Annotated in this window: 22 protein-coding genes; 8 read left to right on the top strand and 14 right to left on the bottom strand. The window is 72.6% G+C overall.

Going from position 1 to position 18,288, the window contains the following annotated elements; translation table 11 throughout:
* Positions 1–30 precede the first annotated feature (30 nt).
* Positions 31–513, top strand: a complete 483-nt coding sequence (locus ACFE8Y_RS07460) for a UPF0262 family protein (protein ID WP_375463773.1) — start codon at positions 31–33, stop codon at positions 511–513.
* 48 nt (positions 514–561) lie between these two features.
* Entirely contained in the window at positions 562–1,041 is a 480-nt protein-coding gene (locus ACFE8Y_RS07455; protein WP_375463761.1) for a low molecular weight phosphatase family protein, read from the top strand.
* Between the two features lie 729 nt (positions 1,042–1,770).
* Here the strand turns inward: ACFE8Y_RS07455 and phnN are convergent.
* From phnN to phnG, 8 genes are read right to left on the bottom strand one after another with little or no spacing between them, the layout of a single operon-like run.
* Positions 1,771–2,322: a phosphonate metabolism protein/1,5-bisphosphokinase (PRPP-forming) PhnN gene (phnN, locus tag ACFE8Y_RS07450; RefSeq protein ID WP_375463760.1), complete on the bottom strand. Its 552-nt coding sequence runs from the start codon at positions 2,320–2,322 to the stop codon at positions 1,771–1,773.
* Entirely contained in the window at positions 2,322–3,488 is a 1,167-nt protein-coding gene (locus ACFE8Y_RS07445) for an alpha-D-ribose 1-methylphosphonate 5-triphosphate diphosphatase (protein ID WP_375463759.1), read from the bottom strand. The genes phnN and ACFE8Y_RS07445 overlap by 1 nt, the downstream gene beginning before the upstream one ends.
* A 10-nt stretch (positions 3,489–3,498) precedes the next feature.
* The gene (gene phnL, locus ACFE8Y_RS07440; protein WP_375463758.1) at positions 3,499–4,203 is read right to left on the bottom strand and encodes a phosphonate C-P lyase system protein PhnL; all 705 of its coding nucleotides are present in this window, start codon (positions 4,201–4,203) and stop codon (positions 3,499–3,501) included.
* Entirely contained in the window at positions 4,200–4,973 is a 774-nt protein-coding gene (gene phnK / locus ACFE8Y_RS07435; RefSeq protein WP_375463757.1) for a phosphonate C-P lyase system protein PhnK, read from the bottom strand. Before phnK ends, phnL begins: the two co-directional genes overlap by 4 nt.
* Complete coding sequence (locus ACFE8Y_RS07430; protein WP_375463756.1) at positions 4,970–5,854, bottom strand: alpha-D-ribose 1-methylphosphonate 5-phosphate C-P-lyase PhnJ; 885 nt, start codon at positions 5,852–5,854, stop codon at positions 4,970–4,972. The genes phnK and ACFE8Y_RS07430 overlap by 4 nt, the downstream gene beginning before the upstream one ends.
* Positions 5,851–6,954, bottom strand: a complete 1,104-nt coding sequence (locus tag ACFE8Y_RS07425; protein ID WP_375463755.1) for a carbon-phosphorus lyase complex subunit PhnI — start codon at positions 6,952–6,954, stop codon at positions 5,851–5,853. The genes ACFE8Y_RS07430 and ACFE8Y_RS07425 overlap by 4 nt, the downstream gene beginning before the upstream one ends.
* A 3-nt stretch (positions 6,955–6,957) precedes the next feature.
* A complete protein-coding gene (phnH, locus tag ACFE8Y_RS07420) occupies positions 6,958–7,554 on the bottom strand; it encodes a phosphonate C-P lyase system protein PhnH (protein WP_375463754.1) in 597 nt (198 codons plus the stop codon).
* Positions 7,554–8,030, bottom strand: a complete 477-nt coding sequence (gene phnG, locus ACFE8Y_RS07415) for a phosphonate C-P lyase system protein PhnG (RefSeq protein WP_375463753.1) — start codon at positions 8,028–8,030, stop codon at positions 7,554–7,556. The genes phnH and phnG overlap by 1 nt, the downstream gene beginning before the upstream one ends.
* A gap of 75 nt (positions 8,031–8,105) precedes the next feature.
* Here phnG and phnF point away from each other — a divergent pair, with 75 nt between their 5' ends.
* The gene (gene phnF, locus ACFE8Y_RS07410) at positions 8,106–8,852 is read left to right on the top strand and encodes a phosphonate metabolism transcriptional regulator PhnF (protein WP_375463752.1); all 747 of its coding nucleotides are present in this window, start codon (positions 8,106–8,108) and stop codon (positions 8,850–8,852) included.
* 4 nt (positions 8,853–8,856) lie between these two features.
* Here the strand turns inward: phnF and phnE (ACFE8Y_RS07405) are convergent, their stop codons facing one another.
* The 6 genes from phnE (ACFE8Y_RS07405) to ACFE8Y_RS07380 all read right to left on the bottom strand — a co-directional run bounded on the left by phnE (ACFE8Y_RS07405) (position 8,857) and on the right by ACFE8Y_RS07380 (position 13,785).
* A complete protein-coding gene (gene phnE, locus ACFE8Y_RS07405; RefSeq protein WP_375463772.1) occupies positions 8,857–9,669 on the bottom strand; it encodes a phosphonate ABC transporter, permease protein PhnE in 813 nt (270 codons plus the stop codon).
* Positions 9,670–9,713: 44 nt separating this feature from the next.
* Positions 9,714–10,598: a phosphonate ABC transporter, permease protein PhnE gene (gene phnE, locus ACFE8Y_RS07400; protein WP_375463751.1), complete on the bottom strand. Its 885-nt coding sequence runs from the start codon at positions 10,596–10,598 to the stop codon at positions 9,714–9,716.
* A gap of 31 nt (positions 10,599–10,629) precedes the next feature.
* Positions 10,630–11,556 carry a phosphonate ABC transporter substrate-binding protein gene (gene phnD / locus ACFE8Y_RS07395; protein ID WP_375463750.1) on the bottom strand — a complete coding sequence of 309 codons (927 nt, stop codon included), beginning with the start codon at positions 11,554–11,556 and terminating at the stop codon, positions 10,630–10,632.
* A 26-nt stretch (positions 11,557–11,582) separates the two neighbouring features.
* Complete coding sequence (gene phnC, locus ACFE8Y_RS07390) at positions 11,583–12,404, bottom strand: phosphonate ABC transporter ATP-binding protein (RefSeq protein WP_375463749.1); 822 nt, start codon at positions 12,402–12,404, stop codon at positions 11,583–11,585.
* Between the two features lie 72 nt (positions 12,405–12,476).
* Complete coding sequence (locus ACFE8Y_RS07385) at positions 12,477–13,097, bottom strand: DapH/DapD/GlmU-related protein (protein WP_375463748.1); 621 nt, start codon at positions 13,095–13,097, stop codon at positions 12,477–12,479.
* A complete protein-coding gene (locus ACFE8Y_RS07380) occupies positions 13,087–13,785 on the bottom strand; it encodes a DUF1045 domain-containing protein (RefSeq protein ID WP_375463747.1) in 699 nt (232 codons plus the stop codon). The genes ACFE8Y_RS07385 and ACFE8Y_RS07380 overlap by 11 nt, the downstream gene beginning before the upstream one ends.
* A gap of 221 nt (positions 13,786–14,006) precedes the next feature.
* Here ACFE8Y_RS07380 and ACFE8Y_RS07375 point away from each other — a divergent pair, with 221 nt between their 5' ends.
* From ACFE8Y_RS07375 to ACFE8Y_RS07355, 5 genes are all read left to right on the top strand, one after another.
* Entirely contained in the window at positions 14,007–15,269 is a 1,263-nt protein-coding gene (locus tag ACFE8Y_RS07375) for an ABC transporter substrate-binding protein (protein ID WP_375463746.1), read from the top strand.
* Positions 15,270–15,279: 10 nt separating this feature from the next.
* Complete coding sequence (locus tag ACFE8Y_RS07370) at positions 15,280–16,146, top strand: branched-chain amino acid ABC transporter permease (RefSeq protein WP_375463745.1); 867 nt, start codon at positions 15,280–15,282, stop codon at positions 16,144–16,146.
* Positions 16,143–17,219: a branched-chain amino acid ABC transporter permease gene (locus ACFE8Y_RS07365; protein ID WP_375463744.1), complete on the top strand. Its 1,077-nt coding sequence runs from the start codon at positions 16,143–16,145 to the stop codon at positions 17,217–17,219. The genes ACFE8Y_RS07370 and ACFE8Y_RS07365 overlap by 4 nt, the downstream gene beginning before the upstream one ends.
* Positions 17,216–17,956 carry an ATP-binding cassette domain-containing protein gene (locus ACFE8Y_RS07360; RefSeq protein ID WP_375453837.1) on the top strand — a complete coding sequence of 247 codons (741 nt, stop codon included), beginning with the start codon at positions 17,216–17,218 and terminating at the stop codon, positions 17,954–17,956. Before ACFE8Y_RS07365 ends, ACFE8Y_RS07360 begins: the two co-directional genes overlap by 4 nt.
* Positions 17,957–17,960: 4 nt before the next feature.
* Positions 17,961–18,288: ATP-binding cassette domain-containing protein (locus tag ACFE8Y_RS07355; RefSeq protein ID WP_375463743.1), on the top strand; the 328-nt coding region annotated here is incomplete at its 3' end.

Below are 18,288 nucleotides of genomic sequence, written 5' to 3'. Positions count from 1 at the left end.
ATCCGATGCCACTTGCATGAGGCAGTCCTGATGGCGGAGGCGGAGCGATCGCGGGATCGCCTGGTGTCGGTCAGCCTCGACGAGGACTCGATCGGCCGCGGCAACCCCGACCAGGAGCACGAGCGCGCCATCGCGATCTTCGACATCCTGGAGGACAACCGCTTCGCGATTCCCGGCCGCGAAGGGCCCTACGCGCTCAACCTCGGGCTCGTGGAGAACAAGCTGTCGTTCGCCATCACCTCCGAGGCCGGCGAGCCGGTGATGACCCACCTCCTGTCGCTGACGCCGTTCCGCCGGGTGATCCGCGACTACGAGATGGTCTGCGAGAGCTACTACAACGCCATCCGCACCGCCTCGCCGACGCAGATCGAGGCGATCGACATGGGCCGGCGCGGCCTGCACGACGAGGCCTCGGAGACCCTGAAGCAGCGCCTCGACGGCAAGGTCGACCTCGACCACGACACTGCGCGGCGCCTGTTCACCCTGGTCTTCGCCCTGCACTGGCGGGGCTGAACCGCGTGGCCCCCCCGCCCGCGACCCGGCCCTGAGACCGCCCGCGCGATGGACGCGACCGCTCCGTCCCCCGGCCCGATCGTCCCGAAGAAGCGCCGGGTGCAGTCGGTCCTGTTCATGTGCAACTTCAACGCCGTGCGCTCGCCGGCGGCGGAGGCGATCGCGCGGTACTACTTCGGCAAGTCGGTCTACGTGCAGTCGGCGGGCGTGCGCCCGGGGGAGCCGACCGACCCGTTCATGGTCGCGGCCCTGGACGAGATCGGCATCGACGCCTCGAAGCACCGCCCGCGCACGATCGAGGAGCTGGAGGAGTGGGAGGGCCTGAACTTCGACCTCATCGTCACGCTGGCGCCGGAGGCCCACCACAAGGCGCTGGCGCTGACCCATACCCTGGCCGCCGACGTCGAGTACTGGCCGACCCCCGACCCGACGATCCTCCAGGACGCCTCCCGCGAGCAGCGCCTCGACGCCTACCGCGACGTGCGCGACGGCCTAACCTATCGCATCAAGCTGCGGCTGAAGGGGTGAGGGCGGCATCAGGCTGCGGCCGACGACCCGGCGACGCACGGCCATTCCGGGGCCGCACGGCGGAGCCCGGAACCGCCAGGAAACCCGGAGGTCCGCGAGCCGATCGCCTCATCCATCGATGATGGCAGCTCTGGATTGTACGATTTCCGGTTGACCGGTTCGGGGGCGGCCCCGCCCCTCCCTCTGCGCTTGCGGCTTCACACATCTTGAGACCGGTGCTGCGTGGATCGGGCGAAGCGCCGGGCGGCTCCTTCTCCCAGGGATCTCCCGTATTCCCACATCTCGGTTTGCGCTTTGGCGCGGCCTCTGCTTCCCCGTCGCGAACTTCGTGGGGGGTTCGTGTGCGCCCGCCCGAAGACCGGACCGCGCGAAGACCGGACCGCGCGAAGGCCTGCCCGCCCCCGTGACGGTCCAGGCCGTCGCCGTGCGCGAGGGCGATCCGCCGGCCGCCGGCCGCCGGCGGGGTCCCTTGGCGGCGCGTCATCCGATCGCGTCGAGGGATGTGTGCCTCTGCAAGCCCGCAGAGGGGGGAGGGAAGCGGCGCGCTCCAAGCAGGTTTCGGAAAAGTGCCCCGCGGTTTTCCGACAAAAACCTGCGGCAAGACAAGGATCTAAGCGGACGAAGCGTTGGCGTGCCAACGCAAGTCTGCTTAGGGACCCAGTCTGCTGAGGGACCCAGGTCGGGAGGTGCTCCACCGACGCTGCCGGATGTGTTCGGTGGCGCGGTCCATCACCGGCGCGACAGCAGGTGCGCGACCAGCCGGTCCGCCGCGTCCTCGGGCGCGCCCTCGTTGAGGATGGTGCAGTCGGCCTCCGCGTCGGCGCTCCGGGACAACCGCAGGGCGAGGTCGCCGTCCCCCAGTCGGCCGCGGGCGGCGAGCCGCTGCGCCAGCACGGGGGCTGAGGCCGTGACCGCGACGACGCTGACCCGCGGCAGGCTCTCCCGCGCCGCCGCGACGACCCCGCGGGAGACGTTGCCGACGACGATCCGTCCCGCCTCGGCCTGCACGACCGTCTCGCCGGGCAGCGCATAGCCGAGGCCGTGGGCGCGCCAGCTCAGGGCGAAGGCGCCGGACGCCGCGCCGCGCGCGAACGCGTCTTCCGCGATCTCCGCGTTGTCCTCGTCGGCCGACGGCGCCCGGGTGACGAGGCGGCGCGGGAAGACGAAGCGGGATTGCCCGGCGAGCCGCCCGCGGGCGATGCGGATCAGCGTGTCCTTGCCGGCCCCGCTCGGGCCGACCACGAGGACGAAGCCGCCGGCCTCCGTCGTCGCGCCCGCCATCACACCACCCGCTCGCCCGCGCGCCAGACCTGGCGCACCACCGGCACGCCCTGCGCGAGCCGCACCCGCACGAGGTCGGCGCGCAAGGTCGGCGCGATCCGGCCGCGGTCGTCCAGGCCGGTGGCCGCGGCCGGGTTCGCGGTGACGGTGGCGACGGCCTCGGGCAGGGTGATCCCGGGTACCTGCTCCGGCAGCCGGAAGGCCGCCATCAGGAGGCTCGCCGGGACGTAGTCGGACGAGAGGATGCTGAGCCACCCGGCCTCGGCCAGCGCCTGCGCGGCGACGTTGCCGGAATGCGAGCCGCCGCGGATCAGGTTCGGCGCGCCCATCATCACGGTGATGCCGGCCGCGTGGGAGGCCTCGGCCGCCTCCCGCGTCGTCGGGAACTCGGCGAGCGCCGCGCCCTCGGAGCGAGACAGCGCCACGTCGGCCGGCGTGGTGTCGTCGTGGCTGGCGAGCGGGATGCCCCGGGCCCGCGCCAGCGCGACGAGGGCCGGGCGGTTGACCGCGTTCAGCGCCGCGCCGTCGCGGATCTTGCGCGCGGTGCCGGCCCGGATGTCCGCGACCGAGCGGCCGCCGCGGCCGGCGTAGACGTAGTACTTCTCGATGTCGCGGAACTGGCGCTGGCCCGGCGTGTGGTCCATCAGCGAGATCAGCCCGATGGAATGGCGCTCCGCGAACGCCCGCACGGTGTCGACCACGTCGGCCGACGGCGTCTCGCAGCGCAGGTGCGTCCGGTGCTCGGCCCGGAACAGGCCGGCGTCGCGCGCGCCCGCGAGGGCGTCCGCCAGCAGGTGCAGCTCGGAGCCGAGCCCGCTGCCGTCCGGATCGGTGCCGGCGCGCAGGGAGTCGAACACCGTGGTGATGCCGGACGCCGCGATCTGCGCGTCGTAGGCGAGCACGGCGCCGAGCGGGTGCCAGCGCACCTGGGGGCGCGGGGCGTAGTGGCTCTCCAGGTGGTCGGTGTGCAGTTCGACGAGGCCGGGGATCAGGTAATCGCCGGCAAGGTCGAGCCCGCGCTCGGGCGCGCGGCCCTCGCCGACCTCGGCGATGCGGCCGTCCACGACCGCGACCCAGCCGGGCTGGACCCGGTCGGGCAGCACCAGGCTCGCGTTCTCGACGATCTCGATCCTGCCGTCCGTCATCGCCCCGCCCGCCATGCTCATGTCACCGTCCTCATGCCGCCGCCCGCTCGCGAAACTCCGTCACGTCGACGACGCGGGTGGCCACCGCCTCGCGCACGTCCGCATCGTGGAAGATGCCGAGGATGCCCGCGCCCGAGCCCCGCTTCTCGCGGATCAGGTCGATCACCACCGCGCGGTTGACCGCATCGAGGGATGCGGTCGGCTCGTCCATCAGGATCAGCGGGCGGTCGGCGATCAGGCCGCGGGCGATGTTGACGCGCTGCTGCTCGCCGCCGGAGAAGGTCGCGGGCGGCAGGTCCCACAGGCGCTCGGGCAGGTGCAGGCGCGCGAGCAGGCAGGCCGCGCGGGTGCGCGCCGCCTCCGGGTCGAGGCCGCCCTCGCGGCCCGCCGCCTCGATCACCGCGCGGGCGCCGACCCGGGGGATCACCCGCAGGAACTGGGACACGTAGGCGATCACGGTCCGCCGCAGCGCCAGGATCTCCCGCGGTGCGGCGCGCGCCACGTCGATCACGGCCTCGCCCCGGCGCACGCGGATCGCGCCCGCGTCGCAGCGGTAGTTGCCGTAGGCCATCTTCAGGAGCGAGGACTTGCCCGAGCCCGAGGGGCCGCCGAGCACGACGCACTCGCCCGGATGCACGCAAAGCGTCGCGTCCGCCACCACCGGCAGGCGCGTGCCCCCGCGCAGGTGCAGGGTGAAGGTCTTGCCGACGGCCTCGAAGGCGATGAGCGGGATCATGCGGCGAGCACCGAGGCGACGAGGAGCTGGGTGTAGGGCGCTTGCGGATCGTCGAGCACCTGGTCGGTCAGCCCCATCTCGATCACCCGGCCGGCCCGCATCACCAGCACCCGGTGCGACAGCAGGCGGGCCACCGCGAGGTCGTGGGTGACGAGGATGACGGCGAGGCCGAGTTCGGCGGTCAAGCGCCGGACCATGTCGAGCAGGCGGGCCTGGACCGAGACGTCGAGGCCCGAGGTCGGCTCGTCCATCAGCACGAGGCGGGGGCTGGTGACGAGGTTGCGGGCGATCTGCAGGCGCTGGCGCATGCCGCCGGAGAACCGCGTCGGCGGGTCGTCGATCCGGTCCGCGTCGATCTCGACGCGCGCCAGCCAGTCGAGCGCGGTGGCGCGGATGCGGCCGTAATGGCGCTCGCCGACGCCCATCAGCCGCTCGCCGACGTTGCCGCCGGCCGAGACCGCCATGCGCAACCCCTGCGCCGCGTCCTGGCGCACGAAGCCCCAGTCGGTGCGCATCAACTGCCGCCGCTCGGCAGCAGCCAGGGCCGCGAGGTCGCGGGTCGCGCCGTCGCGCAGGCGGAAGGCGACCGTGCCGGCATCGAGCGCCGTCTCGCCCGCGATGCAGGAGAGCAGCGTCGACTTGCCGGAGCCCGATTCGCCCACCACCGCCAGCACCTCGCCCGCGTCGAGGTCGAAGCCGACGGCCTCGCAGGCGGTGCGCGGGCCGTAGCGCTTGGTCAGGCCGCGGACCGAGAGCAGCGGGCCGGTCATCGCGTCCTCTCCCTGACATGGGCCTCGCCGGGCTGCTCCTCGGCCCGGCGTTCCTCGCAGTAATCGGTGTCCGAGCAGACGAACATCCGGCCGCCGGCATCGTCCGTCACCACCTCGTCGAGGTAGGCGTCGGCGGCCCCGCAGAGCGCGCACGGCCTGTCGAAGCGCTGCACCCGGAACGGGTGGTCCTCGAAGTCGAGGCTGCGGACGCGGGTGTAGGGCGGCACCGCGTAGATGCGCTTCTCGCGGCCCGCGCCGAACAGTTGCAGGGCCGGGCAGTCGTCCATCTTCGGGTTGTCGAACTTCGGCGTCGGCGAGGGGTCCATCACGTAGCGGCCCGCGACCTCTACCGGATAGGCGTAGGTGGTGGCGATGTGGCCGTGGCGAGCGATGTCCTCGTAGAGCTTCACGTGCATCGGGCCGTACTCGGCGAGCGCGTGGAGCTGGCGCGTCTCGCTCTCCCGCGGTTCGAGGAAGCGGAGCGGCTCCGGGATCGGCACTTGGTAGACCAGCACCTGCCCCTCGCGGAGCGGCGCCTCCGGGATGCGGTGGCGGGTCTGGATGAGGGTCGCCTCGGCCGTGCGCGTCGTCGTGGCGATGCCGGCCGTGCGCGCGAAGAAGCGGCGGATCGAGACCGCGTTGGTGGTGTCGTCGGCGCCCTGGTCGATCACCTTGAGCACGTCGGACAAGCCCAGGATCGCGGCGGTGACCTGCACGCCGCCGGTGCCCCAGCCGTAGGGCATCGGCATCTCGCGGGCGGAGAACGGCACCTGATAGCCCGGGATCGCGATCGCCTTGAGGATCGCCCGGCGGATCATCCGCTTGGTGCCCTCGTCGAGGTAGGCGAAGTTGTAGCCTTGGTCGGCGACGGGCGCGTTCATTCGGCGGCCTCCCGCAGGCTGGTCCCGGCACGCGCCGCGTGCTCGGCGCGCAGGCGCCGCAGCAGCTCCAGCTCGGCCTGGAAGTCGACGTAGTGCGGCAGCTTGAGGTGCTCGACGAAGCCCGTCGCCTGGAGGCTGTCGCAGTGGGCGAGCACGAATTCCTGGTCCTGGGCCGGCGCGCCGACGGCCTCGCCGAGTTCGGCCGCCCGCAGCGCCCGGTCGACCAGCGCCATCGCCATCGCCTTGCGCTCGCCCTGGCCGAAGACGAGGCCGTAGCCGCGGGTGAAGTGCGGCGCGGCCTCCCCGTCGCCGTGGAACTGGGCCAGCATCTGGCACTCGGTCATCGCGATCTCGCCGAGCGGCACGGCAAAGCCGAGCTCCTCCGGCACGAATTCGACCGCGACCGTGCCGAACCGGACCTCGCCGACGAACGGGTGCGTGCGGCCGTAGCCGCGCTGGGTCGAGTAGGCCAGCCCCAGCAGGAACCCCTCGTCGCCGCGCGCGAGCGCCTGGAGGCGCACCGCCCGGTCGGCGGGATAGTCCACCGGCTCGCGGGTGAGGTCGCCGACGGGCGCGCCCGCGTCGCGGGGCGAGGCCTCGACGAGGCCGGCCTCGCTGAGGATGTCCATCACCCGCGGGCAGGGGCCGGCGTCGGCTGCGGGCTCGGCCTCCGCCGCGGGCTCCGGCGTGCCCGCGCTGGCCAGCGCAAAATCGATCAGGCGGTGGGTGTAGTCGAAGGTCGGCCCGAGCACCTGCCCGCCGGGCAGGTCCTTGAAGGTCGCCGAGACCCGCCGGCGGACCGCCATCGCCCCGGTCTCGACCGGCTCGCAGGCGCCGAAGCGCGGCAGGGTCGTGCGGTAGGCGCGGACCAGGAACACCGCCTCGACCACGTCGCCGCGGGCCTGCTTGAGGGCGAGCGCTGCCAGATCCGGATCGTGCAGCGAGCCCTCCGTCATCACCCGGTCGACGAGCAGGCTCATCTGCTCGCGCACCTGCGCGACCGTCAGCTCCGGCACGGCCGGGTCGCCGCGGCGGGTCTGGCTCAGCAGCCGGTGGGCGTTGTCGATGGCGGCCTCGCCGCCCTTCACCGCGACGTACATGGCCTAACGCTCCGTCTCGGCGCGCACACGGGCCGAGCGCGGCAGGCCGGCGATCCGGCCGGGGGCGACGAGCAGCAGGTCGATCCCTTGCGGGAAGCCGGCGTGGTTGGCGCGCAGGCGCTCGGGCCAGTCGGCGGGCAGGGGGGCGGCGTCGAGCCGGACGCTGCCGCGGATGCCGGGGCCTTCGAAGGACGGGCCGCCCGCCTCGGAGAGCGTCGCGACCGCCAGCACCAGCGTCGCCGAGGCGTCGGGATACTCCGGCGTCCCCTGCGCGAAGGCGGGGAAGGGCGGGCAGCGCGCCGGGTCGGCGATCAGCGCGAAGGCGGCCCTCTCCGGATCGTCCATGATCGGCGCGCCGGTGTGGAACCGCAGGAACGCGCCGACAGCCGGGGCGCGCAAGGGCGCGTCGAGCCAGAGCGGCGTGTCGGCATCCGCGAGCGCCAGGGCGACCGCGGCGAGTTCCGGGGTGAGCGGGGCAGGGGGCGTCAGACCGCAGGCGAGCGGCCGGACGAGGCCGGGCCGGGCGAGCGCGTCCATGATCGCGCGGAACACCGCTTGTGCGTCGTGGACGCGGTCGGCAAAGCCGTGGGCCAGGGCCATCAATCCTCGCCCCGCGCCAGCGTGAAGAAGTTCACCCGGGTCGCCGCGATCCGGCGCGCCTCGGCCGCGGATTCCCGTGCCCGCCGGGCGGCCACCGGCGCGAGCGCCGCCTCGACCGCGGCGCGGTCGTCCGCCCGCTGCCACAGGGCGTCGAGGATCGCCGCATGGCGCGCCCGGGCACGGTCGCGGCCGAGGTGGTAGGCGAACCCGGTCTCGCCGGAGGGCAGGCGCACGGCGGCCCGCGTCACGCTCGCCTCGCCGAGGTTGAAGGCGCGGCCGTCGCCGCCGATCCGGCCGCGGGTCATGACGAGGCCGCTCTCGGGCGGGCGCAGATCCTCGGCGTCGACCGGACCGAGGCCCGCCAGCGCCGCGCGGAGCTCGTCGGCCGTCGCGAGGCCGGCCAGCGCCATCGCCGCGCGCCGCGCCGCAAGCTCTGGCGTCTTCGCCCCGCGTGGTGTTTGGCTGGCCCCCGGCATCGCTGCGTCCGTCCTCGATTCATATAGAAGTCTAGACAAATGCAGGATCGATCACAAGGGCCTTCCGCGGCCGTCATGCGCGATCCCGGCGACGATCCGGTGACGCTGGTCCGACGCGGCGAGGGCTTGGCGGCATGGCGCCAGATCGCGGACGCGCTCGCGGCCGAGATCGGCGGCGGCGCCCTGGCCGCGGGCGCGCAGCTCCCGACCGAGGCGGCGCTTGCGGGGCGGTTCTCCGTCAACCGCCACACCGTGCGCCGGGCGCTCGCGGTGCTGGCCGAGCGCGGGCTGGTGCGGGCGACGCAGGGGCGCGGCACCTTCGTCGAGGCGCGCCCGCTCGCCTACCCGATCGGCCCGCGCACGCGCTTCTCCGAGATCGTCTCGCGGGCGGGCCGCGAGGCCTGGGGCGACCTCGTCGCGGCGGCCACCGTGCCGCCCGACGCCGAGACCGCCGAGGCGCTCGGCATCGCGGCCGGCGCGGAGGTCCTCGAACTGCTGACGGTGCACCGGGCCGACGGCACCCCGATCTCGGCCGCCCGGACCTGCCTGCCGCTGCCGCGATTCTCCGGCTTCGACGCGGCCTACGCCGAGCTCGGCTCCCTCACCCGCGCCTTCGCCCGCTTCCGGGTGGACGATTACCGCCGGCTCACGACGCGGATCGGCGCGCGGCCGGCCACCGACGCCGAGGCGATGCGCCTCGACATCGCGGCCGGCCGCACGGTGATCGTGCTGTCGAGCGTCAACGTCGATTCCGACGGGGTGCGCATCCAGGCCAACCGCAGCGTGTTTGCCGCCGACCGGGTGGAACTGGTGGTCGAGTGAGCGCTCAGCGCCCCGCCTCGCCGATCAGCGCCCGGCGCAGGCGCCCCGACACCGCGTCGATGGCGGCCACCGTGGCGAGGATCATCAGGACGAGGAAGGCGACCTGCTGCAGTTCGAGCACGCGGATCAGCTCGGTGAGGTACTGGCCGATGCCGCCCGCGCCGACGATGCCGATGATCGTGGCCGAGCGGGTGTTCGACTCGAAGTAGTACAGCACCTGCCCGCCGAGCACCGGCAGGACCGCCGGGACCAAGCCGAAGCGCACCCGGTGGAGCCCGCTGCCGCCGGCCGCCGCGATCCCCTCGCCGGGTCCGCGGTCAGCGGCCTCGACCGCCTCGGAGAACAGCTTGCCGAGCGCGCCGAAATCCGCGCAGGCGATGGCGAGCGCCCCGGCGAAGGGGCCGAGGCCGACGACGTTGATCCAGACGAGCGCCCAGATCAGCACGTCGACGGAGCGGATCACGTCGAGCCCGCGCCGGACCGCAAAGCGCGCGAACGGGTTCGGCACCACGTTGCGCGCGGCCAGGAACGCGATCGGAAAGGCCAGGAGGGCTGCCGCGAGCGTCCCGAGAAAGGCGATCGCCAGGGTCTCGCCGAGCGCGTGGACGAAGTCCCAGAACCGGCCCCCGGCCGAGGGCGGCAGCATCAGGCCGGCGAACGCGCCGAGCCGGTGCAGGCCGTGGACGATGCGCGCGAGCGAGAAGTCGAGGCGGACCATCGCGAAGACCGCGAGCCCGACCACGCCCGCGACCGTGCCCAGCACCGCGAGGCGCGCGGAGAGCGGAATGCGGAAGACCTCCGGGTAGCGGGCCCGCATCGCCGCGACGTCGGCGACCGCGCGCAGCGGGGAGGGCGCGGGCTTCACCGGGGCGCCTGCGCGCCGAGCAGCGCGTGGCGCAGGCGCTCGGTGCCGAGGTCGATCGCCATCACCGTCAGGATGATCATCACCAGGATCGCGCTGACGTCCGCGTCGTAGAAGTTGCGGATGGCGACCAGAAACTCCTGGCCGATGCCGCCGGCCCCGACGAAGCCCATCACGCCGGCCCCGCGCACGTTCATCTCGAAGCGCAGCAGCCCGTAGGAGGCGAAGTTCGACCAGACCTGCGGCAGCACGGCGAAGCGGATCGTCGCGAGCCGCCCGGCGCCCGCCGCCGTCAGCCCGTCGACGGGCTTCATGTCGATGTTCTCGACCACCTCCGAGAACAGCTTGCCGAGCGCGCCCGCGGTGTGGAGCGCCAGCGCCATCACGCCGACCATCGGCCCGAGGCCGAAGGCGATCACGAAGATCAGCGCGAACACGATCTCGGGGACCGTGCGGCAGAGTTCCAGCAGGCGCTTCACGGCAAAGCACGCGGCGCGCGAGCGCGCGAGGTTCCCGGCGGCGGCAAAGCACAGGGCGAGCGCCGCTAGCCCGCCGAGGAGCGTGGCGAGGTAGGCCATCAGCAGCGTCTCGCCCAAGAGCCCGAGCCACTTCGGCAGGCCCCAGTACCACTCGGCGAGGTCGGCCATCGGGTGGGCGAGCGTCAGCGCCGGCAGGATGCGGCCGAGATAGGCGGTGAGCCGGTCGATGTTGCCCCAGAGGACGAGGGGGCGGACCTCGGCGACGTGGGCCGCGACCAAGGTCAGGCCGAGCAGCGCGAGGAGGAGCGCGAGCGTCCGCCGCCGCGCGGCGGCGACGCTGCGGGCGTAGCCGTCCGAGAGGGCGGCCGCCCGCTCGGGCGTCAGGGGTGCGATGCGGCCGGCCATCGGGCGCGGCGGCGCGGCGGACGAGCTTGCGTCAGGAGCGGCGGCGCTGGGTGTCGTTGAAGCGCAGCATCTCGATGATCGGCTGGTAGTCCTTCGCGGTCACCGGCGTGAGTTCGAGGTCCTTGCCGTCGGAGAGCCGGTCGAAGGCGGCCTTGTCGGCCTTGGGCAGGGCGAGGAAGGCGTCGCGGATGCGCTGCTTCAGGTCGGCGGGCAGGGCGTCCAGCATCGCGAACGGGCCCTCGGGCAGGAAATCCGACTTGAAGACGATGCGGAAGTCGCGCTGCGTCAGCGGCGTGCCGTCGGCCGTCCGCAGCATGCCCTTGGTCGCCATGCGGGTGACGACGGTGTCGTCCTCCGAGTTCCAGAGGTTGGCGGCGGCGTCCGCCGTGCCCTGGACGAGGGCGAGGACCGCGTTCTCGTGGCTGCCGGCGTAGACGGTCCGGCCGAAGAAGCTGTCCACGTCGTGCCCGGCCTTGTGCAGGAAGAAGCGCGGCGCTTGGTTGCCGGAGGTGGAGTTCGGGTCGACGAGGGCGAGGTTCTTGCCCTTCAGGTCCTCGATCGTCCGGTACGGGCTGGAGGCCAGCACGTAGATCACCGAGTGGTAGCCCGAGGCGCCGGTGCTGTGGCGCTGGTTAGCGATCGGCTCGATTCCCACCCCCGTCATCACCGCGCGGGCGAACGAGGCCGGGCCGTAGAAGGCGATCTGGATGTTGCCGGCGCGCTGGCCCTCGATCACCGCGGCGTAGTCGTTGGCGACCCGCAGCTTCACCGGCACGCCGAGCGCCCTGGTCAGGTAGGCGGCGAGCGGGGCGTAGCGGTCGGTCGTGCCGGTGGCGTTCTCCACCGGGATCGCCCCCAGGGTGATCTCGGGATAGCTCGCCTGCCAGTCCTGCGCCGCGGCGGGCAGGCTGAGGAGGGCGAGAGCCACGGCTCCCACGACGGTGCGGCGGTTCAGCATGATGATATCCTCGTGACGCGAAGGGATCAGGCGGAGAGCGCGGCGGCCTCGCGGGCGGGGGCCCGGCGAACCGGCGGCGGCGCGCTCTCGACCGGCTGCCGGTCGATGACCTCGCCGGCCTCCAGCCCGTAGAGCCGGCGGGCCACGTCCTCGGTGAGGTCGAAGGCGCCGCCGTCGAACACCACCCGCCCGTCGGCGAGCCCGACGAGGCGGTCGCAGTAGGCGCGGGCCAGATCGAGGGAGTGCAGGTTGCACAGCACGGTGATGCCCTGGCGGTTGGCATCGCGCAGGGCGTCCATCACCAGCCGGGTGTTGCGCGGGTCGAGGGAGGCGACCGGCTCGTCGGCCAGGATGATGTCGGGCTCCTGCACCATCGCCCGGGCGATCGCGACCCGCTGCTGCTGGCCGCCGGAGAGGTCGCCGGCGCGGTGGGCGGCAAAGCCGCCCATGTCGAAGCTCTCCAGTGCGGCCAGCGCCAGCGCCCGGTCCTCGTCCGGCCACAGCTTGAGGAGCGCCCGGTGGCTCGGCACCCGGGAGAGCCGGCCCATCAGGACGTTGGTGAGCACGTCGAGGCGCCCGACGAGGTTGAACTGCTGGAACACCATGGCGCAGCGGGCGCGCCACGCGCGCAGGGGCCGGCCGCGCAGCCGCGTGACGTCGAGCCCGTCGCAGAGGATGCGCCCCTCTGAGGGCTCAGCGAGGCGGTTGATCATGCGCAGCAGGGTCGACTTGCCGGCGCCCGAGCGCCCGATCACGCCGACGAAGCTGCCGCGCGCGATGCTCAGCGAGACGCGGTCGACGGCCGTGCGCGTGCCGTAGCGGCGCGTGAGATCCTCGACGACCAGCATGCTTCTTTGTCCGCGAGACCCGTCGCAGGCACTTTAAGCGCCCGTTGCACGACGGTAGGATGACACCGGCGCTCAGCCGCCGTGCCGCTCCAGGAACGCCTCGACGGACAGGGTGCGGAAATCCGGTACCGCCGCGCCGAGGCGCGCGTGGTCCCAGTCCCACCACGCCAGCGCCTGGAGCCGCGCGGCAATACCTTCCGGGAAGCGCGCCCGCACCACCCGGGCCGGGTTGCCGACGACGATCGCGTAGGGCGCGACATCCCGCGTCACGATCGCGCCGGCGCCGACCACGGCCCCCGTCCCGATCGTGCGGCCGGGCAGGACGACGGCGCCGTGGCCGATCCAGACATCGTGCCCGATCGTCACCGGCAGCGCGCGGCGCCGGGCGAAGAAGGCGGGCTCGTTCTCCAACTCCGGCCAGTACGAGCGGGCGCGGTAGGTGAAGTGCGCCTGCGACGCGCGCTCCATCGGATGGTTGCCGGGGTTGAGCCGGACCTTGGCCGCGATCGAGCAGACCTTGCCGATCGTTGTGTAGATCGCCTCGCCGTCATCGACGATGTAGGAGTAGTCACCGAGCACCGTCTCGGTGAGGCGCGTGCGCGCCCCGACCTCGGTGTAGCGCCCGAGCCGGCAATCGGTGACCCGTGCGCTCGGATGGACGACCGGTTCGAGCCCGAGCCTGTCAGCCGCCATGCCTGTCCTCCCCATCCCCGAAGCCGATACGCCGCAGGACGCGGAACGGCGCGGCGCCGTCCTGGCGCAGCAGCGTCAGCGCGTCGATCACGAGACCCTCGCCCGCGCCGTAGGCGGCGGCGAGCCGCGCCCGCCACGCGTCGCGCTCCGGGGCCGCGAGGGGGCCGGTGAGGGTCATGTGGAAGCGGAACGCCTCGAACACGTGCGGATAGCCCCAGCGGTCCAGCAGCGCCCGGCCGCGCGGAGCGAGACGCTCCGGGTGCCGCCGCGCGCGCTCGGCCTCGCTGAGTGGCGCGCGCAGGGGGTCGAGGGCCGCGACGCACTCGGCCGCCAGCATCCCGAGGTCCGGCGGCGGCGCCTCCGGCACCAGGGCGAGGAACGCGCCGAGCGCCGCGACCCGCATCCGCCCGACGGCGATCGGCGCCCGAGCCCGGGCGAGCCCGGCGCAGGCCGCATCGAGGTCCGCCTCGGTCGCGGTCGCCGCGAGCCGCATCGGCGCTCGGAGCGTGGCGTGGAAGCCGTAGGCGCGCGGCTCGGCCGTGACCGCGGCGATCCCCTCCAGGCCCGCCGGGGCCGCGAGCGCCGCGCCCGAGGCGCTGTCGTAGCCGACGACGCCGTTGCCGAAGGCGGCGAGCCGCGAGCCGGGGGCGGGGGTGTAGTACAGCGCGTAACGCGGACGCTCGCTCAAGCCTGCCCTCCCGTCATCGAGACCCGGCTGCCGATCCGGATGCCGGATTTGTGGGTTTGACCGGGCACTCTGCCCGCTTGCCGCGACCGGACTGTGACATTCCCAGGCAGTCCGCGCGAAATTCGGGCTGTGTGAGGTGTTGGATTTGTTGGCATCGGACTTGCCAGATCCGCCCCGAGACCGCGGCCCGATCGGGCGGGGGCGGCGACGGAGCGGCAGGCATGAGCGACCAGGGGATCAGTCGGCGCGGCGCGCTCGGGCTCGGCGCCAGGGCGGCCGGCCTCATGGCGGCCGGGGCCGTGGCGAGCCCGTTCTTCGCGCGCAACGGCCTGGCGGCCGAGCCGATCAAGCTCGGCAGCCTGCTCGACGGCACCGGCGCGCTCGGCCTCGAGGGCCGGCGGATGATCCAGACCACCGAGTACGCGGTCGAGCTGATCAACAAGGCCGGCGGCCTGCTCGGGCGGCCCGTCAAGATCATCGCCTACGACACCCAGTCGAACATGCAGCTCTACACGCAGTATGCGCAGCAGCTCGCCCTGAAGGAGAAGGTCGACGTCATCCAGGGCGGCATCACCTCCGCCTCGCGCGAGGCGATCCGGCCGATCTTCGACCGCTCCAAGACGCTGTACTTCTACAACACCCAGTACGAGGGCGGCGTCTGCGACCGCAACGTGTTCTGCACCGGATCGACGCCGGCCCAGACCGTCAACCACATGGTCGACTACGCGCTGAAGACCTGGGGCAAGAAGGCCTACATCGTCGCCGCCGACTACAATTACGGCCACATCACCGCGAGCTGGATGACGAAGTTCATGAAGGACGGCGGCGGCTCGGTCGCCGGCACCGACTTCTTTCCCCTCGACGTGACCAACTTCTCCTCCGCGATCAGCCGCATCCAGCAGGCGCAGCCCGAGATGGTGCTCTCGGCGCTGGTGGGCGCCAACCATTCCGGCTTCTACCGCCAGTGGGACGCCGCCGGCATGAAGGGCAAGATCCCGATGGGCGCCAGCGTGTTCGGCCTCGGCGACGAGCTGACCACCATGGACCCGTCCACCACGAACGGCGTCGTCACCTGCTACGGCTGGTACAACAACCTCCCGGCCGCCAAGAGCGTGGAGTTCGTGAAGGGGATGCAGGCCAAGTTCGGCGCCGACGTCACGGATCTGGGCGAGCTCGACACCGCGACCTACGACGGCATCATGCTGTGGGCGGAGGGCGTGAAGAAGGCCGGCTCCGTGGAGCGCGAGGCGGTCACCGCCGCCTTGGAGGCCGGCATCTCCTACGAAGGCCCCACCGGCAAGGTGACGATGGACGGGGCGACCCACCACACCATCCGCAGCACCTACCTCGCCCGCCCCAAGGACAAGGCCTGGGAGTTGCTCGCCACCTTCCCCGACCAGTTCCCGGCCGACACCGGCGGCGCCTGCGACCTCCTGAAGAGCCCGCGCACGAACAAGCAGTTCACCCCCGACCTCAAGGGCTGAGGCGGCGGCAATGGACCTTGTCGGGCTCCTCGGCTTCAACGTGCTGACCGGCATCGCGACGCTCGCGCTGATCACGCTGGGGCTCGGCGTGATCTACGGGATGATGCGCATCATCAACCTGGCGCATGGCGAGTTCATGATGCTCGGGGCGTACACCGCGGTCGTGGCGGTCGATGCAGGCGTCAACATCTGGGTGGCGATGCTGGTGCTGCCGCCGCTGGTCGTCGGGCTGATCGGCCTCGTCATCGAGCGCACCGTGATCCGCTTCCTCTACGGGCGGATGATGGACACGATGCTGGCCACCTGGGGCATCAGCCTCGGGCTGATCGGGCTGATCACCACCCTCTACGGCAACGTCGTGCGCGGATTCTCGACGCCGGTCGGCAGCTTCGAGATCGGGCGCTACGGCGCGAGCCTCTACAGCCTCGTCATCGTCGCGGCCGCGTTGGCTGCGCTCGGCGGGATGCTGGCGCTGCTGCGCTTCACCCGCTTCGGGCTGGTCCTGCGCGCCACCATGCAGAACCCGAAGATGGCCGCCGCGCTCGGCGTTTCGCCGGACCGGATCTACATGGCGACCTTCGCGCTGGGCGCCGGGCTCGCGGGGTTGGCGGGCGGCGTGCTCGCGCCGATCTCGGGCGTCTCGCCGGCGATGGGGGCGGCCTACATCGCGCGGGCCTTCATCACCGTGCTCGGCGGCGGGGCGGCGATCATCACCGGCACGGGGCTCGCCTCCAGCCTGTTCGGGTCGATCAACGAACTCGTGGCCTTCAAGACGACGCCCGTCATCGGCGACGTGGTGCTGCTGGTGGCCGCCGTGCTGCTGATCCGCGTGCTGCCCCAGGGCATCACCGGCCGCTACCTGAGGCGCAGCCTATGACGCCCACGACCTCCCGCTCCGGGACGATCGCGAGCCGCGCGGGCTTTGCCGCGGTGCTCGCCTGCGGGTTCGCCCTGCTCGTCGGCGCGCCGCTCGTCGTCGATCAGTTCGGCCTCGTGCAGATGACGGGCTTTGCCGCACTCGCCATGTTCGCGCTCAGCCAGGGCTTCGTCTGGGGCTACGGCGGCATCATGTCGTTCGGGCAGGCGGCGTTCCTCGGGCTCGGCGGCTACGCTTACGCCGTCGCGGTGATCAACCTCGGCGACAGCACCCTGCCGATCTTGATCGCCATCGCGGTGCCGATGCTGTTTGCGGCCGCACTCGGCTACTTCATGTTCTACGGCCGGATCAGCGACGCCTACGTCGGCGTCATCACGCTCACCGTCTCGGTGATCCTGTTCCAGCTCTTCAACACCACCTCGGGGAGCCAGTACCGGATCGGGCAGGCGGAACTCGGCGGCTTCAACGGCATCCCGGCGATCCCCGTGATCAACAAGATCGGCGACGCCGGCAATTCGCTCGACATCGACGGGCTCTGGTACGCGGCGATGGCGGCCCTGATCCTCGTCTACGCGCTCCTGCGCGGCATCCTGGCGAGCCGCTTCGGCCGCGTCGTCGTGGCGATCCGCGAGAACGAGACCCGGGCGCAGCTCATCGGCTACGACCCCCGGCTGTACAAGCTGCTGGCCTTCACGATCGCGGCCGGCATCGCGGGGCTCGCCGGCTGCCTCTACGCCAACTGGGGCGGCTTCATCAGCCCGACGGTGTTCGGCCTGTCGATGTCGGCGCAGGTGATCATCTTCGTGCTCGTCGGGGGCTTGGGCACCCTAATCGGGCCGATGCTCGGGGCGGTGCTGATCCAGGCGCTGATCATCGCCGCGGGCACGCAGAACGTGGTCGATTCCAACCTCGGCCTCGGGATCGTGCTGGTCGGCTTCGTGCTGCTGGTCCCCGAGGGTCTCGTGCCCGTGGCGCGCCGCCTCGTCCTGCGCGCGGCCGGCCGGTTCACCGCGCGCAAAGCGCCCGCCGCGCCCGTGCCGACACCGGCGCTGGCCGAGGGAACGAGCCGATGAGCCCCGCCGCGGCTCCGGCCGTGCAGCCGCTGCTGGAGGCGCGCGGCGCCACCATGCGCTTCGGCGGCGTCACGGCGGTGGACGCCGTCGACTTCGTCCTCGGCGAAGTGGAATTGCGCTGCCTGATCGGCCCGAACGGGGCCGGCAAGAGCACCTTCTTCAAGATGCTGACCGGCCAGCTCACCCCGAGCGCCGGCCGCATCCGGTTCCGCCACACCGACATCACCGGCGCCAACCCGCACGACATCGCCCGCCTCGGCGTCGGCATCAAGACGCAGGTGCCCAACGTCTTCAACGGCCTGTCGGTGCGCGAGAACGTGTTCATCGCCGCCTGCCGCCGCAAGTCGATGGCCCACACCAAGCGGATCGTCGACGAGACGCTGACGCGGCTGCGGCTCACGGACATCGCGGAGCGCATGGTCGGCCAGCTCGCCCACGGCCAGCGGCAGTGGGTCGAGATCGCCACCGTACTCGCGCAGGAGCCGACGCTGATCCTGCTGGACGAGCCGGCCGCCGGCATGACCCACGACGAGGTCCACCGCACCGCCGACCTGATCCGCGAGATCAACCGGACGCACGCCGTGATCGTGGTCGAGCACGACATGCCGTTCATCCGGATGATCGCCAAGACCGTGACGGTGTTCAACCAGGGCCGCATCCTGATGGAGGACGCGGTCGGGACGGTGCTCGCCGACCAGCGCGTGCGCGACGTCTACCTCGGCAAGCAGGCGGCGTGAGGCCATGAGCCCGCAGCCCGCCCCGAGCGCCGAACCCTTGCGCTCCGTCGAACCCCTGCTCTCCGTCGAGGGCCTGCACGCCGGCTACGGCCGCATCCCGATCCTCGGTGGCATCTCGCTCACCGTCGCGCCCGGCGCGGTGGTCGGCATCCTCGGCCACAACGGCATGGGCAAGACCACCCTGTTACGCACCCTGATGGGCTACCTGCCCGCGACCATGGGCACCGTGCGGTTCGACGGCCGCGACCTCACCCGGGCCGCGCCGACGGCCCGCGCGCGCGCCGGGATCGGCTACGTGCCGCAGGGGCGCGAGATCTTCCCCGCGCTCAGCG

Origin of the sequence: uncultured Methylobacterium sp. (genome assembly GCF_964242245.1) — a bacterium.
Lineage (GTDB): Bacteria > Pseudomonadota > Alphaproteobacteria > Rhizobiales > Beijerinckiaceae > Methylobacterium.
The sequence above is the reverse complement of the archived record's forward strand: the minus strand, read 5'-3'. Positions and strand labels throughout refer to the sequence as shown.